Origin of the sequence: Umezawaea sp. NPDC059074, assembly GCF_042738955.1 — a bacterium.
Taxonomy (GTDB): Bacteria; Actinomycetota; Actinomycetes; order Mycobacteriales; family Pseudonocardiaceae; genus Umezawaea.
This window is the reverse complement of sequence record NZ_JBHYHC010000027.1, coordinates 9,543-32,505: the sequence shown is the minus strand read 5'-3', so window position 1 is coordinate 32,505 and position 22,963 is coordinate 9,543. Positions and strand designations below refer to the sequence as shown.

Here is a 22,963-nt window from a genome sequence, read left to right as displayed (position 1 = left end):
CATGCCACACTACCGGTAGGAGTCCTACCGATCGTCAGACGGCGGCCGGTTCGTGCTCCAGGCAGTCGGTCCGCAACTCCGCGAGCGGCAGCGGTGTCCTCAGCAGGGCGCAGTGGTGCGGCGCGGCCGGGTCCGAGTGCGCGTCGGGGCGGAAGAAACGGCACGTGGTGCACATGCGCACGACGCTGACCACGCCTCGGCGGTGCAGGTCCGCGATGACGTGCAGGAGACTGTCCAATGTGGTCGCCCGGCTCTCCGGTGACAGGTTCGCCAGCGCGGACAGCAAAGGCTCGTCCCACGACGCCAGCTCGCGGGCGACCTCCTCGCCGCGTTCGGTCAACGTGAGCAGGCGTCGTCGCCCGTCCGAACCGGGGGAGCGGGTCAGGAGTTCCTTGCGCTCCAACGACCCGACCGCGTCCGACAGCGTGGGCGTGGTGACGTCGAACTCCGCGGCGAGGGTGTTGACCTCGCGCCTGGCCAGCGGCTGCCGGGTGAGGGCCAGCACCACCTGCTGCTGCAACGGCGACAGGCCTTGCGCGCGAGCGCTGTGCTGGGCCAGCGAGCGCAGTCCATGCCCCAGGCGTTCGACCGCGTCCGCCACCCGCCGATCGAGGTCGGCCGTCATCGAACACCTCGGGTAGGACTCCTCATCACCTGGATGGTACGCACCGCGGCCCGTGCGTCGCGCCCTGGTGAAACCCCTCTTGTGACGTGGCGCACGGGGTCTTGCGGTCCACGGTCGGGTCCTTATAGTTGGCACTGCCAAGTAATGCTCCGTTCGGAAGGAACCCCTGTCATGCCTCGTCTCACCGTCGTCGACCCCGCCACCGCCGAACCCCGCACCCGCGCCCTGCTCGACAAGGTCGAACGCGCCCTCGGCGTGACGCCGAACATGATGAAGGCGATGGCCAGTTCACCGGCCGTGCTCGACGCCTACCTGTCGTTCAGCGGCGCGCTGTCCAAGGGGCGCCTGCCCGCCGCGGTCCAGGAGCAGATCGCGCTCGTCACGGCCGTGGCCAACGAGTGCGGCTACTGCCTGGCGGCCCACACCGTCCTGGGCGCGCGGGCCGGCGTCAGCGACGAGGACCTCGTGTCGGGCCGCCACGCCCGCGCCGCCGACCCGAAGGTCGAGGCCGCGCTGCGCTTCACCCTCGCGGTCATCTCCACCAAGGGTTTCGTCGCCGACACCGACCTCGCCGCCGTGCGCGCCGCGGGCTACGACGACGGCGAGATCGGCGAGATCGTCGCCGCGGTGGCCCTCAACACCTTCACCAACTACTTCAACTCCGTCGGCGAGACGCAGCTCGACTTCCCCGCGGTCGACGCGACCCTCGGTCACTGATCACTCGGATCGTGCCGCCATCACCGCCATCACCGCCGTCCTAGCCGCGGGCGGCGGTGATGGCTGCCATGGCGGCCCGTGCGCGGAGCTGGCCGGGTGGGAGTTCGCCTTCGGCGCGGGCCTTCGCGAGTGCGGAGGTCCACCACGCCAGGTCGTCGAGCGTGATGGTCAGGCTCGCGGCGGTCATCGGGTTGACGGGCTGGCCGTGCTCGTCGAACGCGTCGTTGACGAACGGGATGACGGTGGCGTTGCGCAGCGGGACGGCCTCGGTCTCGACGAACATCTGCGCCAGGTGCTCGATGGAGCGGATCCCGCCGCCGATGCCCGCGCTGTACCCGACCGTGGCGACGGGCTTGTGCCGGAACCCGAACGACAGCCAGACCGTGTCGATGGCGTTCTTCAACGCGGCCGGGACGCTGTGGTTGTACTCCGGGGTGACGACCAGGAACGCGTCGGAGTCCTTGACCTTCTTGTTCCAGGCCCGCACGAGCGGCTCGGAGTAGGTCGGGTCGGCCAGGTCGCCGATGGTGCCGGAGTGCTCGGCGAAGAACGGCAGCGGCCAGTCCCGCAGGTCCGCGAGCTCCGCGTCGAAGCCCGCGTGCTCCCGCAGGTGGGACAGCACCCAGGGGACGACCCGGTCGGCCGCCCTGGTGGGGCGGGTGCTCGCCGTGATCACCAGAAGTTTCGCCATCGACGTTCTCCTCATCGCGCTAGAACAGTTCGCACAACGTACTGTACGCGACCTTAACTGTATGCGGAGGGTAAAGTGACCCCGGTGGAACGAGCAGCGCCCGCGACGGCCGCCACCGAGGCTTGTGCGGCCGAGCGCTGCACCACGGCCGTCACCGGCCCCGTCGTGGACGTCGCGGGCGGGCTGGTGCAGCTCAGCCACCTGGTCCAGGCCGTCCAGACCCGTGTGGCGCTGCGCCACGACCTGACCCCCGTCCAGGCTCGGCTCCTGTGCCTGCTGCTGGACGGGCCGCGCGGGATGGCCGACCTGGCCCAGATCCTCCGCGTCGAGAAGGCCGCGCTCACCGGCCTGATGGACCGCGTCGAACGCCGCGACCTCGCGCACCGCTCGGCCGTCCCCGGCGACCGCCGCTCACTGCGAGTGGTCCTCACCGACCTCGGCCGCGGCACGGCCAGGGCGTTCCAGTTCGAGGCGTCGGCCGAACTCGCCCACCTCACCGACTTCCTCGACGCCGACGACGGGGACCGCTTCCTGGCCACGCTGGCCGAGATCGTCGACCGCAACCGCCCGCACCCCAAGTAGGGGACTGCCGCTCTTCCGACTTCCTCGTCCGGAGTCCTCTTCAGGCATGCCGAAAAGCGGGTTCCTCGAGGTCTGCCGTGTGCCCGCAGAATTGTGCGACCAACTTGGTCGCAATGTGACTATAGTGGTCGCATGCCTCGCCAGACCCGTCAGCAGATCGACGACGAGATCATCGACCGCACCGCCGCCCTGTTCGCCCGCTACGGCTTCGAGGAGACCTCCCTCCAGCGCGTCGCGGACGCGGTCGGGTACTCCAAAAGCGGGCTGTTGCGCCACTTCCCGTCCAAGGACGCCCTCCAGCGCGCCGTGGTGGACCGGTGCCTGTCCGCGTTGACGGGGATCGTCCGCGACGTGGCCGACATCGGGCCGGGAGCCGAGCGCGACCACGCGGTGCTCACCGGGCTCGCGCGGATGGCGATCCGGTGGCCGGGCTTCATGGCTCTCCTGCTGTGGCGGCTGTTGCAGGAACCCACCGCGAGCGACGTGGCACTCCTGGAGCCGGTCGGCGACGCCATCGTCGAAGCGTTCCTCGTCGGCCCCGACACCGGCCTCGACCGGGCGGTGCGGGTCGTCGGCGCGGTGGGCGCGCTCACCGTCGCGCGGGTCTCGCTGAGCCAGTACCTGTCCACGGACGCCGCGGTGGGGAACCTCGTCGCCGTGGGCTACGACGCGCTGGGCCACACCCGGTCCGAGGGGGAGAACTGACCATGGCGCAACGGTTGTACCGACTCGGGCTGGCCTGCGTGCGCCGCCGTGCCGTCGTCGTGCTCGCGTGGTCTGCCCTGCTGATCGCCGCGTTCGTCGGCTCGGCGACCCTGGCCGCGACCACCGTGTCGACGTTCGAGATCCCCGGACAGGAGTCCACCACCGCGCTGGACCTCCTGCGCGAGAAGTTCGGCGAGACCGCGGGGTCCGGCTCGGCGCAGGTCGTGGTGCGGGCCGCCGCGCTCACCGATCCGGCGACGGCGGCGAAGGTCGGCGACCTGGTCGGGGACCTCGCGAGCCTGCCCGGTGTGGCGACGGCGAGCGATCCCCTCGACCCCGCGGGCGGGGCGTTGTCCGAGGACCGGACCGTCGCCTACAGCACGGTGACCTACCGGGTCCGCGCGCCGGAGATCACCGACGCGCAGCGCGGAGCGCTCCTCGACGCGGTCGAGCGGGCCCGCGCGGACGGCCTCACCGTCGACGTCCGCGGCACGGCCCTGAAACCGCCCGCGAGCGGCGGTGGGTCGGCCGAGGCGATCGGCGTCGTGGTCGCCTTCCTGGTGCTGGTGCTCACCTTCGGATCGCTGGTGGTCGCGGGCATGAACCTGCTGACCGCGCTGGTCGGTGTCGGGATCGGCGTCTTCGGCATCACCGCGCTCACCGGGTTCGTGGAGTTGCAGTCCACCACGCCCGTGCTGGCGGTGATGCTCGGCCTGGCGGTCGGCATCGACTACGCCCTGTTCATCATCAGCCGCTTCCGGCAGGAACTCGGCGACGGCGCACCTGTCGAGCAAGCCGCGGCGACGGCCGTCGCGACGGCCGGGTCCGCCGTTCTCACCGCCGGGCTCACCGTCGCCGTCGCCTTGGCGGGGCTGACGGTCGCGGGCATCCCCTTCCTCACCCAGATGGGCTTGGCCGCCGCCGCGACGGTCGTGCTCACCGTCGCCGTGGCCGTCACGCTCGTCCCGGCGATGCTCGGTTTCGTCAGTGAGCGCGCCAACCCCGGCCGCCCGCGGAGGGTGCGGATCGGCGGCGGGGAGCGGAGGTTCGTCAGCGGCTGGGCGAGGCGCGTCGTCGAGAGTCCGAGGCTGTGCCTGGTCCTCGCGGTCTCGGCGCTCGTCGTGGTCGCGCTGCCCGTGCTGTCGACGCGGACCTCGCTCACCTCGCGCCCCGACGTGGGCAGCACCCAGGCCACAGCCGAACGCGTGCTGGCCGACCAGTTCGGCGAGGGCCGGATCGCCCCGCTGCTCGTGCTCGTGGACGGCGCGGCGTCCGTCGACCGCGCCGCGGAGGTGCGCCAGCGCGTAGCGGCCCTGCCCGGCGTCGCGGTGGCGGCCCCTCCCCGGCCGAACGGGGACGGGTCGGCGGCGCTGATCACCGTCATCCCGCGGCACGGCGCGGACGACGTGGCCACGGTCGACCTCGTGCACGGCATCCGCGCGCTGCGCGCCGACTTCGAGGGCGTGGACTTCTCCGTCACCGGCGGCACCGCCGTGAGCATCGACGTGTCGCAGCAGTTGACCGACGCCCTGCTCACCTACGTCCTGCTCGTGGCGGGGCTGGCCATGGTGCTGCTCGTGCTGGTGTCGCGGTCGGTGCTCGTGCCGGTGGTCGGCGTGCTCGGCTTCCTGCTCACGGCCAGCGCGACCCTGGGAGCCACCACGGCGGTCTTCCAGTGGGGAGTGCTGGCCGAGGTCGTCAACGCGGAGCCCACGGGGCCGTTGATGAGCCTCGCGCCGATCCTCATCGTCGCGATCCTGTTCGGGCTCGCGATGGACTACCAGATCTTCCTCGTCTCGCGGATTCGCGAAGCCCGCACCGGCGGCGGCGATCCGAGAGAGGCCGTCGCGCTCGGGTTCACCAGGGCCGCACCGGTCATCATCGCCGCGGCCGCCATCATGTTCGCCGTGTTCGCGGGCTTCGTGCCGGACAGCGAGTCCACGATCAAGCCGATCAGCTTCGCCCTCGCGGTGGGCGTCCTGCTCGACGCGATCGTCCTGCGCCTGGTCGTCGTGCCCGCGGCGCTCGCCCTGCTCGGTGACGCGGCCTGGCGACTGCCCCGGTGGCTCCGCGGGCTCCCGTCGCCGGAACTGGAGGCGAGCACGTCCTAGCCTGGCGGGATGGTGACCAGGACCAAGGACGGCGGCACGTGGCGCGTCGGGACGCAGGACGACGTGGCGTGGATCGTGGACGGCACGCGGGCGAGCCGCACCATCGCGGCGGCCGTTCCGCCGGTGTTCGACGCCTACGCCACGATCCCGCTGCCCACCGACGACGCGGCGCAGGAGGAGCACGACCGCACGGTCGTCGCCCTGCTGAGCCGGTGGGCGGCGCGGCCGTGGTGGCTGGGCTACCTCGACACCGGGGCCGACGACCTCGTCTTCCCCGACGCGCCGGTGGTGACGCTGTACGCGGGGTGGAGCTACGTCCTGGTCGAGGCCGGACCCGGGCAGGCCGCCACGTGGCGGCGGGAGGGACCGGGGGCGTTCTGGAAGGGCTCGCTGCCCAACCTGGTGTTCCCGGCGGACCGCTCGTGGCTCTACTCGGTGCTGTGGGACGACGACCACGCGAGCCTCGGGGGACCGGAGGCGCTGGTGGACGCGTTCGCGCGCCACCCGATCCTGCACACCGCGCGCGTTCAGTCCTCGCCGTAGAACAGCCCGGTGCGGCGCAGGACCACCCACCGCTCGCCGGGCCGGTCGACCACCACCGGGTACCACCGCGGCTCCAGCGCGGCGCGCACCTCCTCGCCCCGCTCGACCAGTGAACTCACGGCGGGCTCGCCCACGACGATGAGGGCCGACCAGTCGACGTGCGCCATGAGGTGGTCCGCCGTGACCCCGAACCGGGCTTCCAGGAGCACGACCACGTCGTGGCCGGTGTCCGGGCCCGACTCGACCTCGCCGACGTCGGGCACCTCGGCGTCCGAAGTCTCGCCGAAGTCCCGCTCCTCGCGCTGTTCGGACCACACGCGGCTGTCGAGCCCGGTGATCCGCGAGCACAGGTCGAACGCCTGCTCGTCGGACAGGACCAGCGTGACCCGGCGGCCCTCGACCAGGGTGAACGTCAGCTCGGCCTCCGGTGCGCCGCCCGAGCCGGGCTCGGCCTCGACGTGCCCGGCGACCTCGCCGAACAGGACGGGGTCGGCGGGGCTCTCACCGCCCGCGCCCAGCGAGGGCAGGTTCGCGGCCAGGTCCACCACGCACCGCGCGGCGGTCCAGAACGACTCCCTGTCGCGGAACTCCGTGCGGCTCCGGGTCAGCGTCCGCCCGATCCCGAGCGGTTCGACGCACGCCTCCACCGTGCCGCGGTCGCCGTGCCAGGTCGCGAGCACCGCCACGTTGTTGGCCATGCGCTTCCGGTAGTGCTCGACGTCGCCGTCCCGGACGAGTTCCCAGCCCCTCACCACGTCGGTCACGAAAGGTCCCTCCCTGACTGCGGCACGGTCCTCGGACGTGCCGGGCGCGGCGGTCGTTCCTCAAGAGCGGGCGGCGACCAGCAGGGCGAAGGCGGCGATGATCACGGCGACGCGGACGTAGTGGAAGCGGTCCCACCGGTTCATCTGCTCCTTCCAGTCGGCGGGCCGGGTCTCGGGGGTCCAGTTCTTGGTGCGGTTGTTGATGGGGACGAGCAGCAGGATCGACATGACCACGCTGACGACCAGCAGCCCGGCCGCGGTGACGACGAGCCCCGCGCCGCCGTCGTTCCAGCCCGCGACGGCCCAGACCGCGGCGAGGACGAGCGAGCCGATGTACCAGACCGGCATCACGGCGCCGAGCATCCGGCCGCCGTGGGCACGGCCGCTGAGGTAGCTGTCGTCCGGGAGCTTGTCGAGGATCGGGTTGATGACGAAGGCGACGGAGAACTCCACCCCCACCATCACGCCGACGACGACGGTGGTGAGCACCTCGAGTGCGTTGAGCATGGGGACCGCTCCAGTTGTCTAGCGTTGACAGGTGATGTTGCAACGCTAGCGCTACTGCCGCTCTCTTGTCTAGCAGTGCTAGGATCGACCCGTGTCGGTACAGGAACGCAAGGAGCGCGACCGGGCGGACCGCGAACGCCTCATCGTCGCGACGGCCCGTGAACTCGCGGAGCGGCAGGGGTGGGACGCGGTCACCACCCGACGGCTCGCCGAGCGCATCGAGTACAGCCAACCCGTCCTCTACAGCCACTTCCGCGGCAAACGCGAGATCATCGGCGCCGTCGCCATCCAAGGCGCGGCCGAGATGGCCGTGGCGCTGAGGGCCTCGACCGCCGCCGCGGACGGCCCACGAGCGCGGGTCACCGCGCTGGCCCGCGCCTACCTCGACTTCGCCACGCGCAACCCGGCGGTCTACGACGCCATGTTCCAGCTCGACGGCGGTCTGGCGTTCGCCGAGGAAGCCACCCCGGAACCCCTGAAGGACGCCTTCGCCGCCCTGCTGGAATGCCTGGGGGAGGTCGCGGGCGACGGCGTCCACCCAGGACTGTTCACCGAGGTGTTCTGGGCGGCCCTGCACGGCCTGGCGACCCTGACCCGCGCCGGACGGCTGCCTCCGGGAGACGCCGAGCGGCGGACGGAACTGCTGGTGGACCGCCTCGCCGTGCTCTGACCGGTCAGCGGCGGCTCTCGACCGTGAGGTCGCCCGACATCACCGCGCGGAGGTGGTCGCCGGTGAGCACGTCGTGCGGGTAGCCGAGGTCGAGGGCGCTGGCCGCGTCGAGGCGGGCCGTCTGGTCGTCGGTCAGGTCGAGCGTCAGGGCGTCCAGGTTTCCCCGCAACTGCTCGGGTGTACGGGCGCCGATGACGGGTGCCGTCACGCCGGGCCGTCCCAGGTTCCACGCCAGCGCGACCTGGGCGGGCATGCGGTCCACCTCGACGGCGACCTCGCGCACGACGTCGGCGATGGCGAGCGTGCGGTCGGTGACCATGCCCAGTCCGGCGTTGAAGCTCTTGCGGCCGCGTTCCCCCGACGGGGTCAGGTCGGCGCGGGTGTACTTGCCGGACAGCACCCCGCCGCCCAGCGGCGAGAACGGGAGCACCCCGAGCCCCAGGCTCTCGGCCATCGGGATCAGGTCCCGTTCCCCGGCCCGGTTGACGAGGCTGTACTCGATCTGCAACGCCACCAGCGGTGACCAGCCGCGCAGGTCGGCGATCGCCTGGAGGCGGGAGACCTCCCACGCCGGGGCGTTGGACATCCCCACGTACAGGACCTTGCCCTGCCGGACCAGGTCGTCCATGCCGCGCAGGACCTCCTCGCCCGGTGTCGCGGCGTCCCACACGTGCACGTACAGCAGGTCCAGGTAGTCGGTGTCGAGCGCGCGCAGGCTGTGCTCCACGGACGCGACCAGGTTCTTGCGGTGGGAGCCGCCGGAGTTCGGGTCGCCGGGCGTGCGCAGGGTGGAGTACTTCGTCGCCAGCACCAGGCCCTCGCGCCTGCCGCGGGTGAGGTCGCCCAGCAGCCGTTCGGAGCCGCCGTAGGAGGCGGCGGTGTCGACGAAGTTGCCGCCGCGCTCCACGTAGGTCTCGAACAGCGTGCGCGCGTCGTCCGGCTCGGAGCCCCAGCCCCACTCGTTGCCGAAGGTCGCCGTGCCCAGTGCCAGCGGCGAGACCCGCAGCCCGGAACGGCCTAGCAGCCGGTAGGTGTCGAGGGTGAGCGCCATCGTGTTCTCCCGTGCTCGTGGTCGTGGACGGGCACCAGCCTGCGACCGGCGCGGGCGGGGGATAAGGGAAAGCACTTCCTGGGAACAGCCGTCCTACCCCGGCTGTTGAACCTTCCATGATCACCGACGCAGTGGACGTGACGCGGGAGCTGGCCGCGTTCCTGCGGAGCAGGCGGGAACGCCTGGACCCGCGGGACTTCGGCCTCCCGTCGAGCCGGAAGTCCCGGAGAACGCCGGGGTTGCGCCGGGAAGAGGTCGCCGAACTGGCCGGGGTCAGCGTCGACTACGTCGTGCGGCTGGAACAGGCACGCGGCCTGCGGCCCTCGGTGGACGTGGTGGAGGCCCTGGCGGGTGCGCTGCGCCTGCCCCCGGACGAACGCGCCTACCTCTTCGGCCTGCTCCGGCACCGCCCCCACGCCGATGGCAAGGCCGCGACCACGGCGTCACCGTCGCTGGTCCGCCTGCTCGACGACCTGTCGCCGCGACCCGCCATGGTGCTGAACCACCGCTTCGACCTGCTGGCGTGGAACACGGAGATGACGAGGGTGCTGCTGGACTTCGACACCCTGCCACCGCGCGAGCGCAACGCGATCCGCCTGTGCCTGCTGCACCTGCGGGTCCGCGAGCTGTACGTCGACCGCGACCGCGTCGTGCGCGACGGCATCGCCCACCTGCGCACCGCGTGGGCCGCCCACCCGGAGGACCGGGAGTTGGCCGACCTCATCACCGAGTGCGTGACGGGCGACGAGGAGTTCGCGCGCCTGTGGGCGGAGCGGGACGTCAAGGTCAACGGCCGCGGCCACAAGACGATGCGGCACCCGGTGGCGGGCGAGATCGTGGTCGAGTTCGAAACCCTCGTCCCCGTTCAGGACCCGGACCAGTTCCTGGTGATCTACCGCGGCGCGGACGAGGACAGCCGGTCCGCGTTGGACGGTCTCTGCGTCACCTCAGCGCGGTGAGGCCGCGAACCGACCGCGTCAGCAGGGGAGCCAGGGACGCGATGACGAAGGCGATCCCGCCGACGAGCGCGACGGTCCGCGCGCCCCAGTGCTCCGCGGCGGGCCCGACGAGCAGGAGGCCGAGGGGGATCGAGGCGAACGACAGCAGGTCGTCGTAGGAGGAGACGCGGGAGAGCACGTCCGGGCGGATGTTCCCCTGCACCGCCGTGTCCCAGGTGACGCCGGAGACGGTGAACCCGATGGCGCTGAGGACGGCGCACACCAGCAGGACCGGGAGGTCGGCGCCGGTGCCGAGCGCGAACAACGGGAGCGCGCCGAGCGTCGACGCCATGGCTCCGGTCCGGAGTGGCCTTCGTGGTGCGAGCCGGTACATCAGCAGGCCCGTCGCCACCATGCCGACCGCGCGCACGCTCAGGACCAGCCCCCACGCCGCCCCGCCGTGGTCGCGCGCGGTGAGGGCCGGACCGAGCACCTGCCACGGGCCGACGTTGGCGAGGTTCACGACGAAGAACGCCAGCGCCATCGTCCACATCCACCGGATCGCCCGGAACTCGTGCCAGCCCGCGCGGATATCGGGCAGCAGGCTGCCCCGTGCCCCGCTCACCCGTGCCGTGGACGGCAACCGGGACAGCAGCGCGGCGGCGACCAGGAAGCTCAGCGCGTCCGCCGCCACGGCCCACCCGCCGTTCGTGGCAGCGGTGATGACCCCGGCGAGCGCGGGACCCGCGATCCGGGTGGTGTTGCGGCTCAACGACAGGGCGGCGTTGGCGCGGTGCAGGTCCGCCGGGGCGACGAGTTCGGGCACGATCCCGCGCAGCGCGGGTGAGGCGAACGCCTCGAGCACCCCGTGGGCCAGCGCCAGCAGGCTGACCAGCAGGAGGTCGAACCCACCGGTGAGCAGGACCACGGCCACCCCGGCCTGGGTGAGGCCCGCGCCGAGGTTCGCGTGGACCAGGAGCGTCTTGCGGGAGAACCGGTCGGCCGCCGCGCCGCCGACGAGCAGCACGACCAGCTGGGGACCGATCCCAGCGGCCATCACGACGCCGAGGTCGGTGGCCCGCCCGGTCGCGCCGAGGACGCCCAGCGCCAACGCGACCGAGGACATCGAGGAACCGAGCAGGGACACGGAACGGGCGGCCAGGAAGACTCGGAAGGGAGGGGCGATGATCACGGGCCCGAGGATGGCGGTGTTAGCGTCGAGCCCTCCAGCTTTGCGACAAAAGGCGCAACGATGACCCTGCTCCGCCTGACCTCCACCGGTGTGGCGCGCTCCCACTTCGCGGTGTCACCGCTGGCCGAGACCGTGGGCACGCTCATCGCGCTCCACCGGTCCACCACCGACCCGTGGCTGCCGGTGCGCCAGACCCCGTCGGCCTACCGCGCTTGGCTGGCCGGGAACACCGTCGCGGCAGGTCTGCTCGGCCTCGTCGCCACGACGAAGTGGTTCCCCGACGTGGTCGCCGTCCCACCCGCGGGCGGCCGGGAAACCCGCTTCGCGGACGAGTTGGCCGATGTCGCCGCGTTCTCCGACACCCAAGTGCGCGCGACCATCGACGACGCCGTCGCCGCCTCCCACCGTTCGGACACCTCCTGGCTCCCCACCACAGGCGCGGCCTCCCACATCGCCGCCGTGCTGGAAGAGGGCTGGCACCGCTTCGTCGAACCCGACTGGCCACGCAGACAAGCGGTCATCGACCGCGAGATCACCTACCGCGCGGACCTGGTGGCCGCCCACGGATGGCAGAAGGCCGTCACCGGCATGACCCGCCGGTCGACCTGGGTGGCCCCGGACGCGATCCGCTTCAACCACGGCGACTGGCAGGACGTCCCGATCGGCGACAACGGCCTGACCTTCGTCCCCTACACCACCAGACAGGGCTTCTGGACCTGCGAACACCCACCCCGCTACGCCTTCGTCTACCCCGCCCGCGGCCCCGCCACCCACTCTCACTCCACCTCCACAGACCCTCTCTCCGTCCTTTTAGGACCAGGAAGGGCCCGAATCGCCAGAGAACTCACCACCCCCACCACGAGCAGCACCCTGGCCACCACCCTGAACCTCTCCCTGGGCACGATCAGCGCCCACCTGGCAGTCCTCCGCAAATCAGGCATCGCAACCCGCACCCGCTCCGGCCGCCACGTCCTCTACCGCCTGACAGACCGCGGCACGACCCTGCTCACCCTGCTCCACGACGAGAACCCGTAGCGGGCCCGCCCGAGCCGCTCGGCTAGGCGGGAGTGTTCGTTCACCTTGGGCCCAAGGGGCCGGGCAGCTGGAACTTGACGCGCAACAAAGGTTTGTCGACGATGCGATCGAAAACGGCGAACGCACTGAGTCGGGGGAGCGTGTCGGGATGAGTAAAAAGCCGCGCATATCATTTCGTGAAGAAGTCATTGCCAGGTTTCGCTTTCTTGTCGACGAACTTGGGGCCAGTGAGCAGGCTGTCGGCGATCGGCGGATTCCATGCGTCCGATATGACGGTGAAGGCTTCGGCTACTTCGTCGTCATGGAGGAGCGATCTGTGGTGGTGAGTGTTGTTCTCCCCACTTCGGAGAACTCGTCCTATGTCGCTGCTGACCTGCATGAAGTCGTCAACGCGGCGGCTCTGGCGCCCCGGCAGTCGGTGCTGGTCAGCGCTGGCACGTCTCACGCACTGTTGCGGTCCCTGGACAGTCAAGCTGGATGGGTCAGGGTTGTCCATCCGCTTGTTGTAGGTGCCGGTGGAGTTGCTTTGCTGCGGCGAGCTCGAGGATGAGGCTCACCTGTTTTGTGCCAACGGCAATGCGATCAAAGTGAGTGCGGCTGCGGGGAGGCCCAGGGTTGAGGCGGGGAGCCAGTGTTGGGCGAGGCCGCCCAGTGCGCCGCCCGCGGCGATGCCCAGGTAGATCGCCGACGAGTTGAGGCCTAGCAGTACCGGTGAGGACGCTGGGGCGAAGGTGATCAGGCGTTGTTGTTGTGCCACGGTCGGCATTCCGACCGCGATGCCCCAGAGCAGGGCTCAAACGGTGGTCGTGGTGAGGTTGCCGATCACGAGCGGGCTCAGGGCCAGTAGGGCGGTGAGGCTGGTCAGTGCGATCGCGACGACCGTGGACGGCGGGAAACGGTCCACCAGTCTGCCCGCGAGCAGGTTGCCGGTGAGGGCTCCGATGCCCCAGATGAGCAGGACCACGGTGAGTGTTCCCGACTTGCCGCCGGTGGCGGTCGTGGTCGCCTCGCCGATGTAGGTGTAGAGCACGTACGGGGCCGCCATCGACAGCGACGTCACCAGCAGCACGACCAAGACCCGGCTTTGCCGCAGTGGGGCGAGGCGGGCTCGGAGGGTTGTCGCGGGCAGAGTGATCTTCGGTAGGCCGAGTGCTACGCCGATGGCCGCGACCGAGCCGAGTGCGGCGACCGCCCACAGCGTGAGGTGCCAGTCGTCGCGGCCGATCAGCGTGCCCAGGGGGAGGCCGAGCGCGGTGGACAAGGAGAGTCCACCCAGGACGAACACCAGTGCACGGCCGCGTCGTTCCGGTGGGGAGATCGCCGCCGCGGTGCTGGAGGCGGTGGAGGTGATGATGCCCGCGCCGACGGCTGTTAGCACGCGTGCCAGCAGCACGGCGGTGTAGTCGTCGCTGAGTGCGGTGGCGGCGTTGCCGATGACGAACACGGTCAGCGCGAGCAGCAGTGCCGAGCGGCGGTCGAACGAGCTGGTCGCCCAGCCCAGCACGGGCGCGGCCACGGCGAAGGTCAGGGCGAACGCGGTCACGAGCTGGCCCGCGGCGGGGACGCTCACGTGGAGGTCGGCCGAGATCGCGGGGAGCAGGCCCGCGATGACGAACCCGTCGGTGCCGACCGCGAAAGTGGCCAGGGACAAGGGGAGCAGTCGTTTCAGCATGGTTCCGTCCTCGTCGTGATCGTTGGACGGACATCAAACTAACGGTTGGTTGGATCGTTGTCCAACTATCAAATCGACGGGTACCCTCGCGGTCGAGGAGGTGTCCCGATGAGGGAGCCGTGGCAGCCGACGGCGGCCGAGATCAAGCTCGTCGACGTGCTCAACGCGCTCGCCGACCCGATCCGGCTGGCCATCGTGGCGAGGCTCGTCGACCTGGGCAGCGAGAACTGCGGGGACATCAACAGCGACATGGACGTCCACAAGTCGACGATGTCGCACCACTACCGCGTCCTGCGCGAGGCGGGGGTGACCCTCACGGTCGTCCAGGGTCGCCAGCGGCTGGTGAGCCTGCGCCGCGACGACCTGGACGCGCGCTTCCCCGGTCTGCTCGACTCGGTGCTCGCCGCCGTGGCCGATCAAGAGCGCCTGGTCGAATCCGAGTCGTCCGCCTGAGCCGTTCGGCGTATTACTTCCAGAACACGTGCATAAACGTAAATGGACTGGTCGGCGAATTCGCGCTGTTCGACAGGGTGGCGAGGTCAAGGCGATCTGATCTGCGTATTTCCAGGTAATCTTGGAATTCGTGCCATGTTCGAGCGCCTGTAATTCGGTTAGCGGAATTGGTGCGCCTTGTGATGTAGGCGTGAGGGCTGTTCGGACTAAATCTGTCGAATAGTCACCCTGGAATGCGCCGAATAATTGCGGTTCCGTGTGTGGTTTCGGTAATTTGGCGTGGCCCTGCGTGAAGATCCTTTGTGAGTCACCGAACGGGGAAGGTGTCGGGGATCATGGTCGCCTGGAGTCAGCGTCGTCGGTCGTCTGGGGTCAGTCGGAAGGCCGTGGTGCTGGGGGTGGTGGTGGCTGTGGTCGTCGGGTTGGTGCCCGAGGTGGTGCGGGTCGCCGAGCCTCGGCCGCTGCCCGTCGGGGTCGCGGTGGCGGGTGATGGGGCGGTTGACGTTCCCGCGCATCCGGAAGGGGCCGCGTTCAACCCCAACCAGCTCAAGGGAATTCAGACCGCTGATCCCGGTGCGAAGGTCAACCTGATCCAGCCGCCCACGCCGGACAACACAGGTGACGCGCGGGTGAGTTATCCCATCGAGGTGCCACCCGGGCGGGGTGGGGCTCAGCCGACCGTCGAGCTGTCCTACGACTCGTCCGCCGACAACGGGTGGGTCGGTGTCGGGTGGCAGGTCGCCTTGCCGTCCATCACGATCGACACCCGGTGGGGTGTGCCGCGGTACGACGGTGGGCTGGAAACGGAGACGTACCGGCTCAACGGGGAGGAGCTCACGCCCGTTGCGCACCGGACCGAGTTGACGGCCCGCAGTGCGGAGAAGGTGTTCCACACCCGCGTCGAAGGGCGGTTCGAGCGGATCGTGCGGCACGGTGACAACCCCCGGAACTACTGGTGGGAGGTCACCGACAAGAACGGCACGAGGTCGCTCTTCGGTGGGCAGCCGGACGGCGCGGCCGAGAGCACGACGCTGGCCGACGAGTTCGGCAACATCGCGGTGTGGGCGTTGCGCGAGGTGCGGGACGCCAACGACAACTTCGTGCGCTACCACAACGTCCGGGTCTCGGACATGGGCGTGGCGGGCGGCACAGTGCCGGGCTTCGCCCTCTACCCGAAGCGGATCACCTACACCGGGCAGGGCAAGGTCGAGGGCCGCTACTCGATCACGTTCACCCGCGACCGGGAGCGCGGCGAGTCGCGGCGCCAGGACGTCGACATCGACGCGCGTTACGGGTTCAAGCAGGTCACGGCCGATCTGCTGCGCCGGATCGACGTCTACCTCGACGACAAGCCGATCCGCGCCTACGAGCTGGACTACCGCACGGGCGCGTTCGCCAAGACCCTGCTGCGGTCGGTGTCCCAGTACGGCGAGGACCTGCGGATCTTCACCACCCACACGTTCGACTACTTCGACGACATCCGCACTGACGACGGCGACTACCGCGCGTTCTCCGACGCGGCGGACTGGACCGCCCACGACGACTCGCTCGGCGCCTCGGTGCCCGACGGCGAGGCGAGCGCCTTGAACGCCAGCACCTCCACCGGCGCGGGTGGGCACCTGTACGTGGGCTTCAACCCGGCCGTGCCGCGCAAGTCCGGGTCGGCGGGCGGCAAGGTCGGCTACCACGCCGGGTCGGCGGAAGGGCTGCTCGCGCTGGCTGATGTGAACGGCGACTCGTTGCCGGACAAGGTGTTCCGCACCGGAGCCGGGGTGTTCTACCGGCCGAACCTGTCCGGGCCGGGCGGGGAGTCGAGGTTCGGCGACACGCCGATCAGGCTGGCGAACCTGCCGGGGATCTCCTCGGAGTCGACCCGGTCCGTCACCTCCGGCGTCGAGTCCTTCATCGGGGTGGCCGCTCAGCTCGACCACGTCTCCACCACCACGCGCACCGACCGCTACTTCTCCGACGTCAACGGCGACGGCCTGGCCGACCTGGTCACCAATGGCAGCGTGCTGTTCGGGCACCTCGACGCCAACGGGAATCCCGCCTACAGCGCGAACAGCAACGACACGCCCGTGCCGATCGGCACCGGCGGGGTGAGCGGGTCCGTCGTCGGCGACCAGACCGCCGAGTTCGAGCGGCAGGTCGACGCCTTCCCCCTCCTGGACGGCGTGCGCCGGTGGGTCGCGCCCTACGACGGCACCATCCGGATCGCCGGTGGCGTGCAACTGGCCGACGACGCCGGAACCGACCGCACCGCCGACGGTGTCCGCGTCGCCGTGCAGCACGAGAACGCCGAGCTGTGGTCGCAGCGCATCCTGCCGAACGACCACACCCGCTACACGCCGTCCGGTGTGGACGCCGTGCAGGTCCGCCGCGGTGAACGGGTCTACTTCCGCGTCCAGTCGGTGCTGGACGGCAAGTTCGACCAGGTCGCCTGGGACCCGGACATCACCTACACCACCCTGCCCGCTGGCACCGACGTGAACGGCCTGGACGAGCACCGCTTCCTCGCCTCGCGCGACTTCACCCTCGGCGGCCGCCCCTCCACGGTGACCGCTCCGGTGACCGGGACGCTGCACCTGTCCGGCGACGTGTCGAAGGTCGGTCCGACCACCGACGACGTCGCCGTCGTGATCACCCGCAACGGTCGGGAGGTGTTCAGCAGGAACCTCCCCGCCGCCGCGGGCGGGACCGTGCCGGTCGACCTCGACATCCCGGTGTCGGCCGACGACACGCTGTCGTGGCGGCTCCGGGTGGACTCGCCGATCGACGCGGGCGCGCTGCACTGGGTCCCGTCCGCGCACTACACGGCGGCGGACGGGGGAGTGCCGGTCGTCGACCGGGACGGCAACCCGACCATGAAGATCAGTCCGCCGTACGACCTGGACCTGTACCCGGTCGACACGCTCACCGCGCCGCAGGACGGCTACACCGCCACCCGCACGGGTGAGCTGACCGTGCAACCGGAACTGGCCTTCGACCAGGCCCTCGACACCCGAGTCGTGTTCACGGTCAAACGCCGGGGCGCGTTGCTGGCCAAGAAGGTCATCGACGTCGTCGACGGCCAAGTGCCCGCGCCGGAGTCCTTGCGCGTCCAGGTGAACGCGACCGAGGGCGACGAGCTGTTCTTCGACTTCTCCACCCTGGACACGACAGTGCCCGCGCGGTTGACCGCGCAGTCCGCGTCGGTCAGCACCGACGGCGTGGTGTTCGACCCGGTGCCCAGCGCCCTGCACGCCTCCGCCGACCAGGGCGCGTTCGCCCAGCCCTACCGGGGGTGGGCCGCGATCGGCTACCAGGGCAACCGCGACCGCGCCACCGCCCCGATCGTCCAGGGCGACCTGGCGATCGACCAGAACTACCGCGACCGCATCCCCGCCGCTCCACGGGAGCAGGACGTGCCGGGGTTCGAGGGCCGGGTCACGCCGCCCAACGCGGTCGTGCTCGCGCCCAAACCCGCTCAGGGCCGGTGGGGCAGCGAGGACGGCAACACCTGGATCGCCGGAACGGGCGCCACGAGTTCTCGCCTCGGCACCGACCGGATCGACGTGGCCCGCGACTCCGACTTCGCGGGCGCGACCGGCGTGCCCAGGGTGGCCGACAGCAGGCAGATCTCGACCACGTTCGGCGCGAGCCTGCCCGGCGTGCCGATCGGCGCAGGGGCGAGCGTGGCCAGGGGCCGGAGCAGCGGCCAGGTGGACTTCCTCGACCTCAACGGCGACAGCTTCCCCGACGTGGTCGGCTCGGCCGGGATCCAGTACTCGGACATGACCGGCGGTCTCGGCGGCACCCGAGGCGACCTGGGTGTCGGCAACGTCCGGGAGAGCGACTCCAACGCCTTCACCGCCTCGGCGAACGCGGGCAGTCCGGCCCGCACGGCCGCCGACGGCCGCGGGTTGGCCGCGCCGTCCGCCGACCGGTCCGCCGCCACCGCCCAGAACGGCAGCGAGATGCCGAGCCTGGGGATCGGCGGCAGCACGGGCGGCGGTGAGTCCGACGGCAGGTTCGACCTGCTCGACATCAACGGCGACAGCCTGCCCGACCGCGTCCACGACAACGGCACGGCGGCGCTCAACCTCGGGTACCGGTTCGCCGCGCCCGAACCGTGGCCCGGCGGCCCGCTCAACGACGCCACCACCCGCAACTCGGCGGTCGACCTCGGCTTCAACACCGACTTCTACGGCCTGGCGGGCGGTGTGTCGGCCTCGACCGGGACGTCCAGGACGGAGGCGAGCCTCACGGACATGAACGGCGACGGCCTGGCCGACCGGGTGTTCTCCCGCGGCGGCGATCCGTTGGCCGTCGCCATCAACACCGGCAGCGGGTTCCTCGCGCCCGTCCCGTTCCAGGGCGGTTTCGGCGGGATCACCGCCGACAAGAACTCCAGCCTCGGCGCGGGCGCGTACTTCGTCTTCGGGTTCTGCCTGGGGATCTTCGCGGGCGGCTGCGTCGTGTTCAACCCCGGCGCGGACGTGTCGACCGGCATCGGCCGGTCCGAGGTGGCGCTGCGCGACGTCAACGGCGACGGGTACCCCGACCACGTCCGGTCCACCCGCGACAGTGAACTGGTCGTCGCGGAGAACCGGACCGGCCGGACGAACCTGCTGCGGTCGGTCGACCGGCCGTTGGGCGGCAGGGTCGACCTCGACTACACCCGCGACGGCAACACCACCGACCTCCCGCAGTCGCACTACGTGCTGTCGAGCACGAGGGTGTTCGACGGCCACCCCGGCGACGGCCAGGACGTGCGGCTGTCCACGTTCCGCTACGAGAACGGCCAGTACGACCGGCTGGAGCGGCAGTTCCTCGGCTTCGGCCGCGTGACCAGCGAGGAGCGCGACCCCGGCGCGGGCGACGCGGTGTTCCGGACGGTCGGCACCGAGTACCGCACGGACAGCGTCTACGCCCGCGGCCTGGTCACCCGGTCGACGACCGCCGACGCGGCGGGACGGCTGTTCACGGAGTCGGTGAACACCTACGCGTTGCGCGACGTGGGCACCGGCAGGGCGGCCGACCCGCGCAGCACCACCGCCACGGTGTTCCCGCTGCTGGCGCGGTCGGAACGGCGGTCCTACGAAGGCCTGCCGACCGCGGGCAAGTCGACCTCCTCGGAGTTCGAGTACGACGAGTACGGCAACACGACACGGGTCTTCGACGCGGCGGACGTCGGCACGGCCGACGACGTGGAGACCCGCACCGGGTACACGGCGGCCGATGCCGCCTGCCGGGAAAGGAACATCGTCGGCATCGCCAACGCCGTCCAGGTCGCGGGTGTCACGCCGAAGACCCTGCTGCGCGAACGGCAGTCCACTGTGGACTGCAAGACGGGAAACGTGACGCAGCAGCGCGCCCTGCTGGCCGACGGCTCGAGAGCGGTCACCGACCTGGAGTACCTCGGCAACGGCAACCTCAAGGCCGTGGTCGGCCCGGCGAACAAGACCGGCCAGCGCTACCGGCTGGACTACGGCTACGACCCGGTGGTCGGCGTGTACGTCGAAACCGTGGTGGACAGCTTCAACCTCAGGTCGGTGATCACCCACAACTACAAGTACGGCCTGCCGGAGAGCACCGTCGACGAGAACTTCCAGCGGGTGCACTACAACTACGACCGGGTGGGCCGCGTCGACTTCGTGGCGGGACCGAACGAGATCCCCGAGAACCGGGTGACGATCGACTTCGAGTACCACCCCGAGGCCGAGGTCCCGTACGCGGTCAGCAGGCACATCGACAACACCGCGACGGGCGTGCGCGACGACACCATCGACACGGTGCAGTTCGTCGACGGGCTCGACCGGGTCGTGCAGACGAAGAAGGACGCCAGCGTCCCGCCCCGGCCGGGTGCGGAGCCGGAGGCCGCGATGATCGTCTCCGGCAAGCAGGTGTTCGACTTCGCGGGCCGGGCCGTCGAGTCGTACTACCCGGTCACCGAACCCAAGGGGGACGGCAACTTCGCGTTCAACGCCGCCGTCGACACCGTGCGGCCGACGCGGACGGGCTACGACGTCCTCGACCGCACGACCCGCGTCGCCCTCCCCGACGACACCGCGTCCACGACGGCGTACGGGTTCGGGACGGACCGGGCCGGGACGACCCGGTTCGAGATGGTCGGCACCGACGCCAACGGCAAGCAGCGCCGCACGTACAGCGACCTGCGCAAGCTGACCACGGCGGTGAAGGAGGCCAACCCCGCGGGCGGTCAGCCGGTGATCTGGACGAGCTACGGCTACGACCCGCTCGGCCAGATCACCGCGGTGACCGACGACCGCGGCTTCACCACGAAGGCGGTCTACGACAACTTCGGCCGCCGCACGGTGATCGACAGCCCGGACTCCGGGAAGACCGAGACGGGCTACGACCTCGCGGGCAACGTGATCACGAAGGTGACGCCGAACCTGCGCGGGAAGCGCAAGGCGATCGAGTACGACTACGACTTCACCAGGGTCACCGGCATCCGGTACCCGGTCTTCACCGGGAACAACGTCAGGTACACCTACGGAGCGCTGGGCGCACCGGACAACGCGGCGGGCCGGATCACCGAGATCCGCGACGCCGCGGGCACCGTCACCTGCGGCTACAGCGCCCTCGGCGAGACCGTCCGGGAGACCCGCACGCTCGGCGGCAGCGCGCTGGACGCCGGGACGTCCTTCACCACCCTCACCCGGTTCGACTCCTTCAACCGCACGCTCCAGACGACCTACCCCGACGGCGAGCAGGTCACCTACGGCTACGACAGCGGCGGGCAGGTCACCACGGCGACGGGCGCCAAGGGCGGCCGGGACTACCCGTACCTGACCCGGCAGGACTACGACAAGTTCGAGAACAAGGTGGTGACCCAGAACGGTTCCGGCGTCCGCACGACCTACAGCTACGACGAGGAGGACCGCAGGCTGGCGACGCAGAAGTCGCAGCAGCCGGGCGGGGGCGAGTTCCAGGCCCTGTCCTACCAGTACGACAGCGTCGGCAACGTCACGCGGCTCACCAACGACGTCCCCGCCCAGGCCCCGAAGGGCATCGGCGGACCGAGCACGCAGACCTACACCTACGACGACCTGTACCAGCTCACCTCGGCGACCGGCGAGTACCGCGCGCCGTCCGGGAAGGTCGACCGGTACCAGGTGGACATGGCCTACGACAGCATCCACAACACCACGAGCAAGACGCAGAAGCACGAACTCGTGACCGCGACCGGTGGCGTCCAGACGCAGAGCCCCACGACCTACTCGCTGCGCTACACCTACGACCAGTCCCGGCCGCACGCGGCGACCAGGATCGGCCAGGACACCACCAGGTTCGACGCCAACGGCAACCAGATCGACATCACCACGAAGGACCGGAGCGTCCAGGCGTTCGGCGGGTCGCTGTTCGAGGCGACGACCTCGGACAAGCGCACCCAGTTCGTGTGGGACGAGGAGAACCGGCTCGCGTGCGTCACCGACGGCGAGGACGACACGGTCGACCAGGACCCCGAGTCCTGCGACGGTCGTGACGTGGACCTGGTGGCCCGGTTCGTCTACGACGACTCGGGCAACCGGATCGTCAAGGACGGCGACGACAAGCACATCTCGCCCAGCCGGGACTTCAGCAAGGTCGGCACCCAGTCGTTCAAGCACGTCTTCGCGGGCGACACGCGGGTGGTGACCAAGAAGGTCGAGAGCGGGCTGGAGGACGAGCTGTTCTACTTCCACGCCGACCACCTCGGCTCGTCCGGCCTGGTGACCGACGCGACCGGGAGGCTGGTCTCCCACCAGGAGTACTTCCCGTTCGGCGAGACGTGGGTCTCCGAGAGCGGGGCCAAGACGCCGGTGCCGTACCAGTACAACGGCAAGGAGTTCGACAAGGAGACCGGCCTCTACTTCTACGGCGCGCGCTACCTCGACCCGAGGACCCAGCTCTGGCGGTCGACGGACCCGGCCACGTCGTCCTACCTGGACGGTGATCCCAACGGCGGCGTCTTCGCCAGCGCCAACCTGGCCTCGTACACCTACGTCCAGAACAACCCGGTCGCCCACCGCGACCCGACCGGCCGGTGGGGCAGGGCCGGGCACCAGTACACGATGGAGGCCGCCGCGCTGGCCGCCGGACTGCCGCCGGAGACCGCGCGGGCGCTGGGGCAGGCCGCGTGGGCGCCGGACACCGACGGCCGCAGCGCGACCGCCGGGAGTTCCATCGCGGGATCGCTGGTCCCCGGCTACGCGGGCGCGGACTCACGGGCGATCCACCTGCTGACCGGCGAGAACGCCGAACGGGTGCAGGCGAGGGCGGACACGGCGTTCGGCTGGGTCGTGCACGACATCGTGCTGAACAAGAAGACGATCACCGAGCAGGACCAGAACGTCCTGCACTCCTACGGCGACTCGTTCGCCCACGTGGACACGGAGTCGAGTTCCAAGCCGGGTTGCCCGTGCATGTTCAGCCTGCCGGTCGGCCACGCGGCCACGGCGTTCGGCGGCCACCAGCCGGACATCCCGTCCGCGAACCCCGGCCAGTACCGCCAGTACGTCATCGGTCTCTACGGCACCTTCGCCAGGGTGGCGAAGCAGGCGAAGCTGCAACCGAGGATGGACCTCAACAGCTTCCTGTCGACGATGATGACCACCGTGTCCCCGATGGGCCCGCGGGACGACGAGAAGCAGGAGGGGCGCAACATCAAGAACGTCATCCGGACCCTGCAGGGGATGCGGATCAACGACTGGAGGTAGGG

The 22,963-nt window shown here is 70.5% G+C and carries 18 protein-coding genes; 11 read left to right on the top strand and 7 right to left on the bottom strand.

Annotated elements, in window-relative coordinates:
• Positions 1-34: 34 nt before the first annotated feature.
• Positions 35-625 (bottom strand): MarR family winged helix-turn-helix transcriptional regulator, encoded by a 591-nt coding sequence (locus ACFWW9_RS15055; protein WP_390376773.1) that lies wholly within the window; start codon positions 623-625, stop codon positions 35-37.
• A 171-nt stretch (positions 626-796) separates the two neighbouring features.
• On the opposite strand from ACFWW9_RS15055, the gene ACFWW9_RS15050 reads away from it, so the two are divergent.
• Positions 797-1,342 carry a carboxymuconolactone decarboxylase family protein gene (locus tag ACFWW9_RS15050; RefSeq protein WP_390376770.1) on the top strand — a complete coding sequence of 182 codons (546 nt, stop codon included), beginning with the start codon at positions 797-799 and terminating at the stop codon, positions 1,340-1,342.
• Between the two features lie 40 nt (positions 1,343-1,382).
• Here the strand turns inward: ACFWW9_RS15050 and ACFWW9_RS15045 are convergent, their stop codons facing one another.
• Positions 1,383-2,033 carry an NADPH-dependent FMN reductase gene (locus ACFWW9_RS15045; RefSeq protein ID WP_390376767.1) on the bottom strand — a complete coding sequence of 217 codons (651 nt, stop codon included), beginning with the start codon at positions 2,031-2,033 and terminating at the stop codon, positions 1,383-1,385.
• Positions 2,034-2,117: 84 nt separating this feature from the next.
• Between ACFWW9_RS15045 and ACFWW9_RS15040 the strand changes: the two genes are divergently transcribed.
• From ACFWW9_RS15040 to ACFWW9_RS15025, 4 genes are all read left to right on the top strand, one after another.
• Positions 2,118-2,615 (top strand): MarR family winged helix-turn-helix transcriptional regulator, encoded by a 498-nt coding sequence (locus ACFWW9_RS15040; protein WP_390376764.1) that lies wholly within the window; start codon positions 2,118-2,120, stop codon positions 2,613-2,615.
• 132 nt (positions 2,616-2,747) lie between these two features.
• Positions 2,748-3,320 carry a TetR/AcrR family transcriptional regulator gene (locus ACFWW9_RS15035; protein ID WP_390376761.1) on the top strand — a complete coding sequence of 191 codons (573 nt, stop codon included), beginning with the start codon at positions 2,748-2,750 and terminating at the stop codon, positions 3,318-3,320.
• A 2-nt stretch (positions 3,321-3,322) separates the two neighbouring features.
• Entirely contained in the window at positions 3,323-5,431 is a 2,109-nt protein-coding gene (locus ACFWW9_RS15030; protein ID WP_390376759.1) for an MMPL family transporter, read from the top strand.
• Between the two features lie 9 nt (positions 5,432-5,440).
• Positions 5,441-5,974 (top strand): hypothetical protein, encoded by a 534-nt coding sequence (locus ACFWW9_RS15025; protein WP_390376756.1) that lies wholly within the window; start codon positions 5,441-5,443, stop codon positions 5,972-5,974.
• Here the strand turns inward: ACFWW9_RS15025 and ACFWW9_RS15020 are convergent.
• Together ACFWW9_RS15020 and ACFWW9_RS15015 are read right to left on the bottom strand one after the other, a co-directional pair.
• The gene (locus tag ACFWW9_RS15020; protein ID WP_390376753.1) at positions 5,959-6,738 is read right to left on the bottom strand and encodes a hypothetical protein; all 780 of its coding nucleotides are present in this window, start codon (positions 6,736-6,738) and stop codon (positions 5,959-5,961) included. The two genes, ACFWW9_RS15025 and ACFWW9_RS15020, sit on opposite strands and share 16 nt — an antisense overlap.
• A 60-nt stretch (positions 6,739-6,798) precedes the next feature.
• Positions 6,799-7,245, bottom strand: a complete 447-nt coding sequence (locus ACFWW9_RS15015; RefSeq protein WP_390376750.1) for an anthrone oxygenase family protein — start codon at positions 7,243-7,245, stop codon at positions 6,799-6,801.
• A 91-nt stretch (positions 7,246-7,336) separates the two neighbouring features.
• On the opposite strand from ACFWW9_RS15015, the gene ACFWW9_RS15010 reads away from it, so the two are divergent.
• Positions 7,337-7,915 (top strand): TetR/AcrR family transcriptional regulator, encoded by a 579-nt coding sequence (locus ACFWW9_RS15010; RefSeq protein ID WP_390376747.1) that lies wholly within the window; start codon positions 7,337-7,339, stop codon positions 7,913-7,915.
• Positions 7,916-7,919: 4 nt separating this feature from the next.
• On the opposite strand, the gene ACFWW9_RS15005 is transcribed toward ACFWW9_RS15010, so the two are convergent.
• The gene (locus ACFWW9_RS15005; protein ID WP_390376744.1) at positions 7,920-8,966 is read right to left on the bottom strand and encodes an aldo/keto reductase; all 1,047 of its coding nucleotides are present in this window, start codon (positions 8,964-8,966) and stop codon (positions 7,920-7,922) included.
• A gap of 116 nt (positions 8,967-9,082) precedes the next feature.
• Between ACFWW9_RS15005 and ACFWW9_RS15000 the strand changes: the two genes are divergently transcribed.
• Entirely contained in the window at positions 9,083-9,925 is an 843-nt protein-coding gene (locus ACFWW9_RS15000; protein WP_390376741.1) for a helix-turn-helix transcriptional regulator, read from the top strand.
• Here ACFWW9_RS15000 and ACFWW9_RS14995 read toward each other — a convergent pair.
• Positions 9,909-11,096: an MFS transporter gene (locus tag ACFWW9_RS14995; RefSeq protein ID WP_390376738.1), complete on the bottom strand. Its 1,188-nt coding sequence runs from the start codon at positions 11,094-11,096 to the stop codon at positions 9,909-9,911. The two genes, ACFWW9_RS15000 and ACFWW9_RS14995, sit on opposite strands and share 17 nt — an antisense overlap.
• Positions 11,097-11,156: 60 nt before the next feature.
• On the opposite strand from ACFWW9_RS14995, the gene ACFWW9_RS14990 reads away from it, so the two are divergent.
• Entirely contained in the window at positions 11,157-12,131 is a 975-nt protein-coding gene (locus ACFWW9_RS14990) for an ArsR/SmtB family transcription factor (RefSeq protein ID WP_390376734.1), read from the top strand.
• 148 nt (positions 12,132-12,279) lie between these two features.
• The gene (locus tag ACFWW9_RS14985; protein ID WP_390376731.1) at positions 12,280-12,681 is read left to right on the top strand and encodes a hypothetical protein; all 402 of its coding nucleotides are present in this window, start codon (positions 12,280-12,282) and stop codon (positions 12,679-12,681) included.
• A gap of 243 nt (positions 12,682-12,924) precedes the next feature.
• On the opposite strand, the gene ACFWW9_RS14980 is transcribed toward ACFWW9_RS14985, so the two are convergent.
• A complete protein-coding gene (locus ACFWW9_RS14980) occupies positions 12,925-13,803 on the bottom strand; it encodes an MFS transporter (protein WP_390376728.1) in 879 nt (292 codons plus the stop codon).
• A 108-nt stretch (positions 13,804-13,911) separates the two neighbouring features.
• On the opposite strand from ACFWW9_RS14980, the gene ACFWW9_RS14975 reads away from it, so the two are divergent.
• Positions 13,912-14,256 (top strand): ArsR/SmtB family transcription factor, encoded by a 345-nt coding sequence (locus tag ACFWW9_RS14975; protein WP_390376725.1) that lies wholly within the window; start codon positions 13,912-13,914, stop codon positions 14,254-14,256.
• Positions 14,257-14,654: 398 nt separating this feature from the next.
• Positions 14,655-22,961, top strand: coding sequence for a SpvB/TcaC N-terminal domain-containing protein (locus ACFWW9_RS14970; protein WP_390376722.1), 8,307 nt, complete (start codon positions 14,655-14,657; stop codon positions 22,959-22,961).
• Positions 22,962-22,963 lie beyond the last annotated feature (2 nt).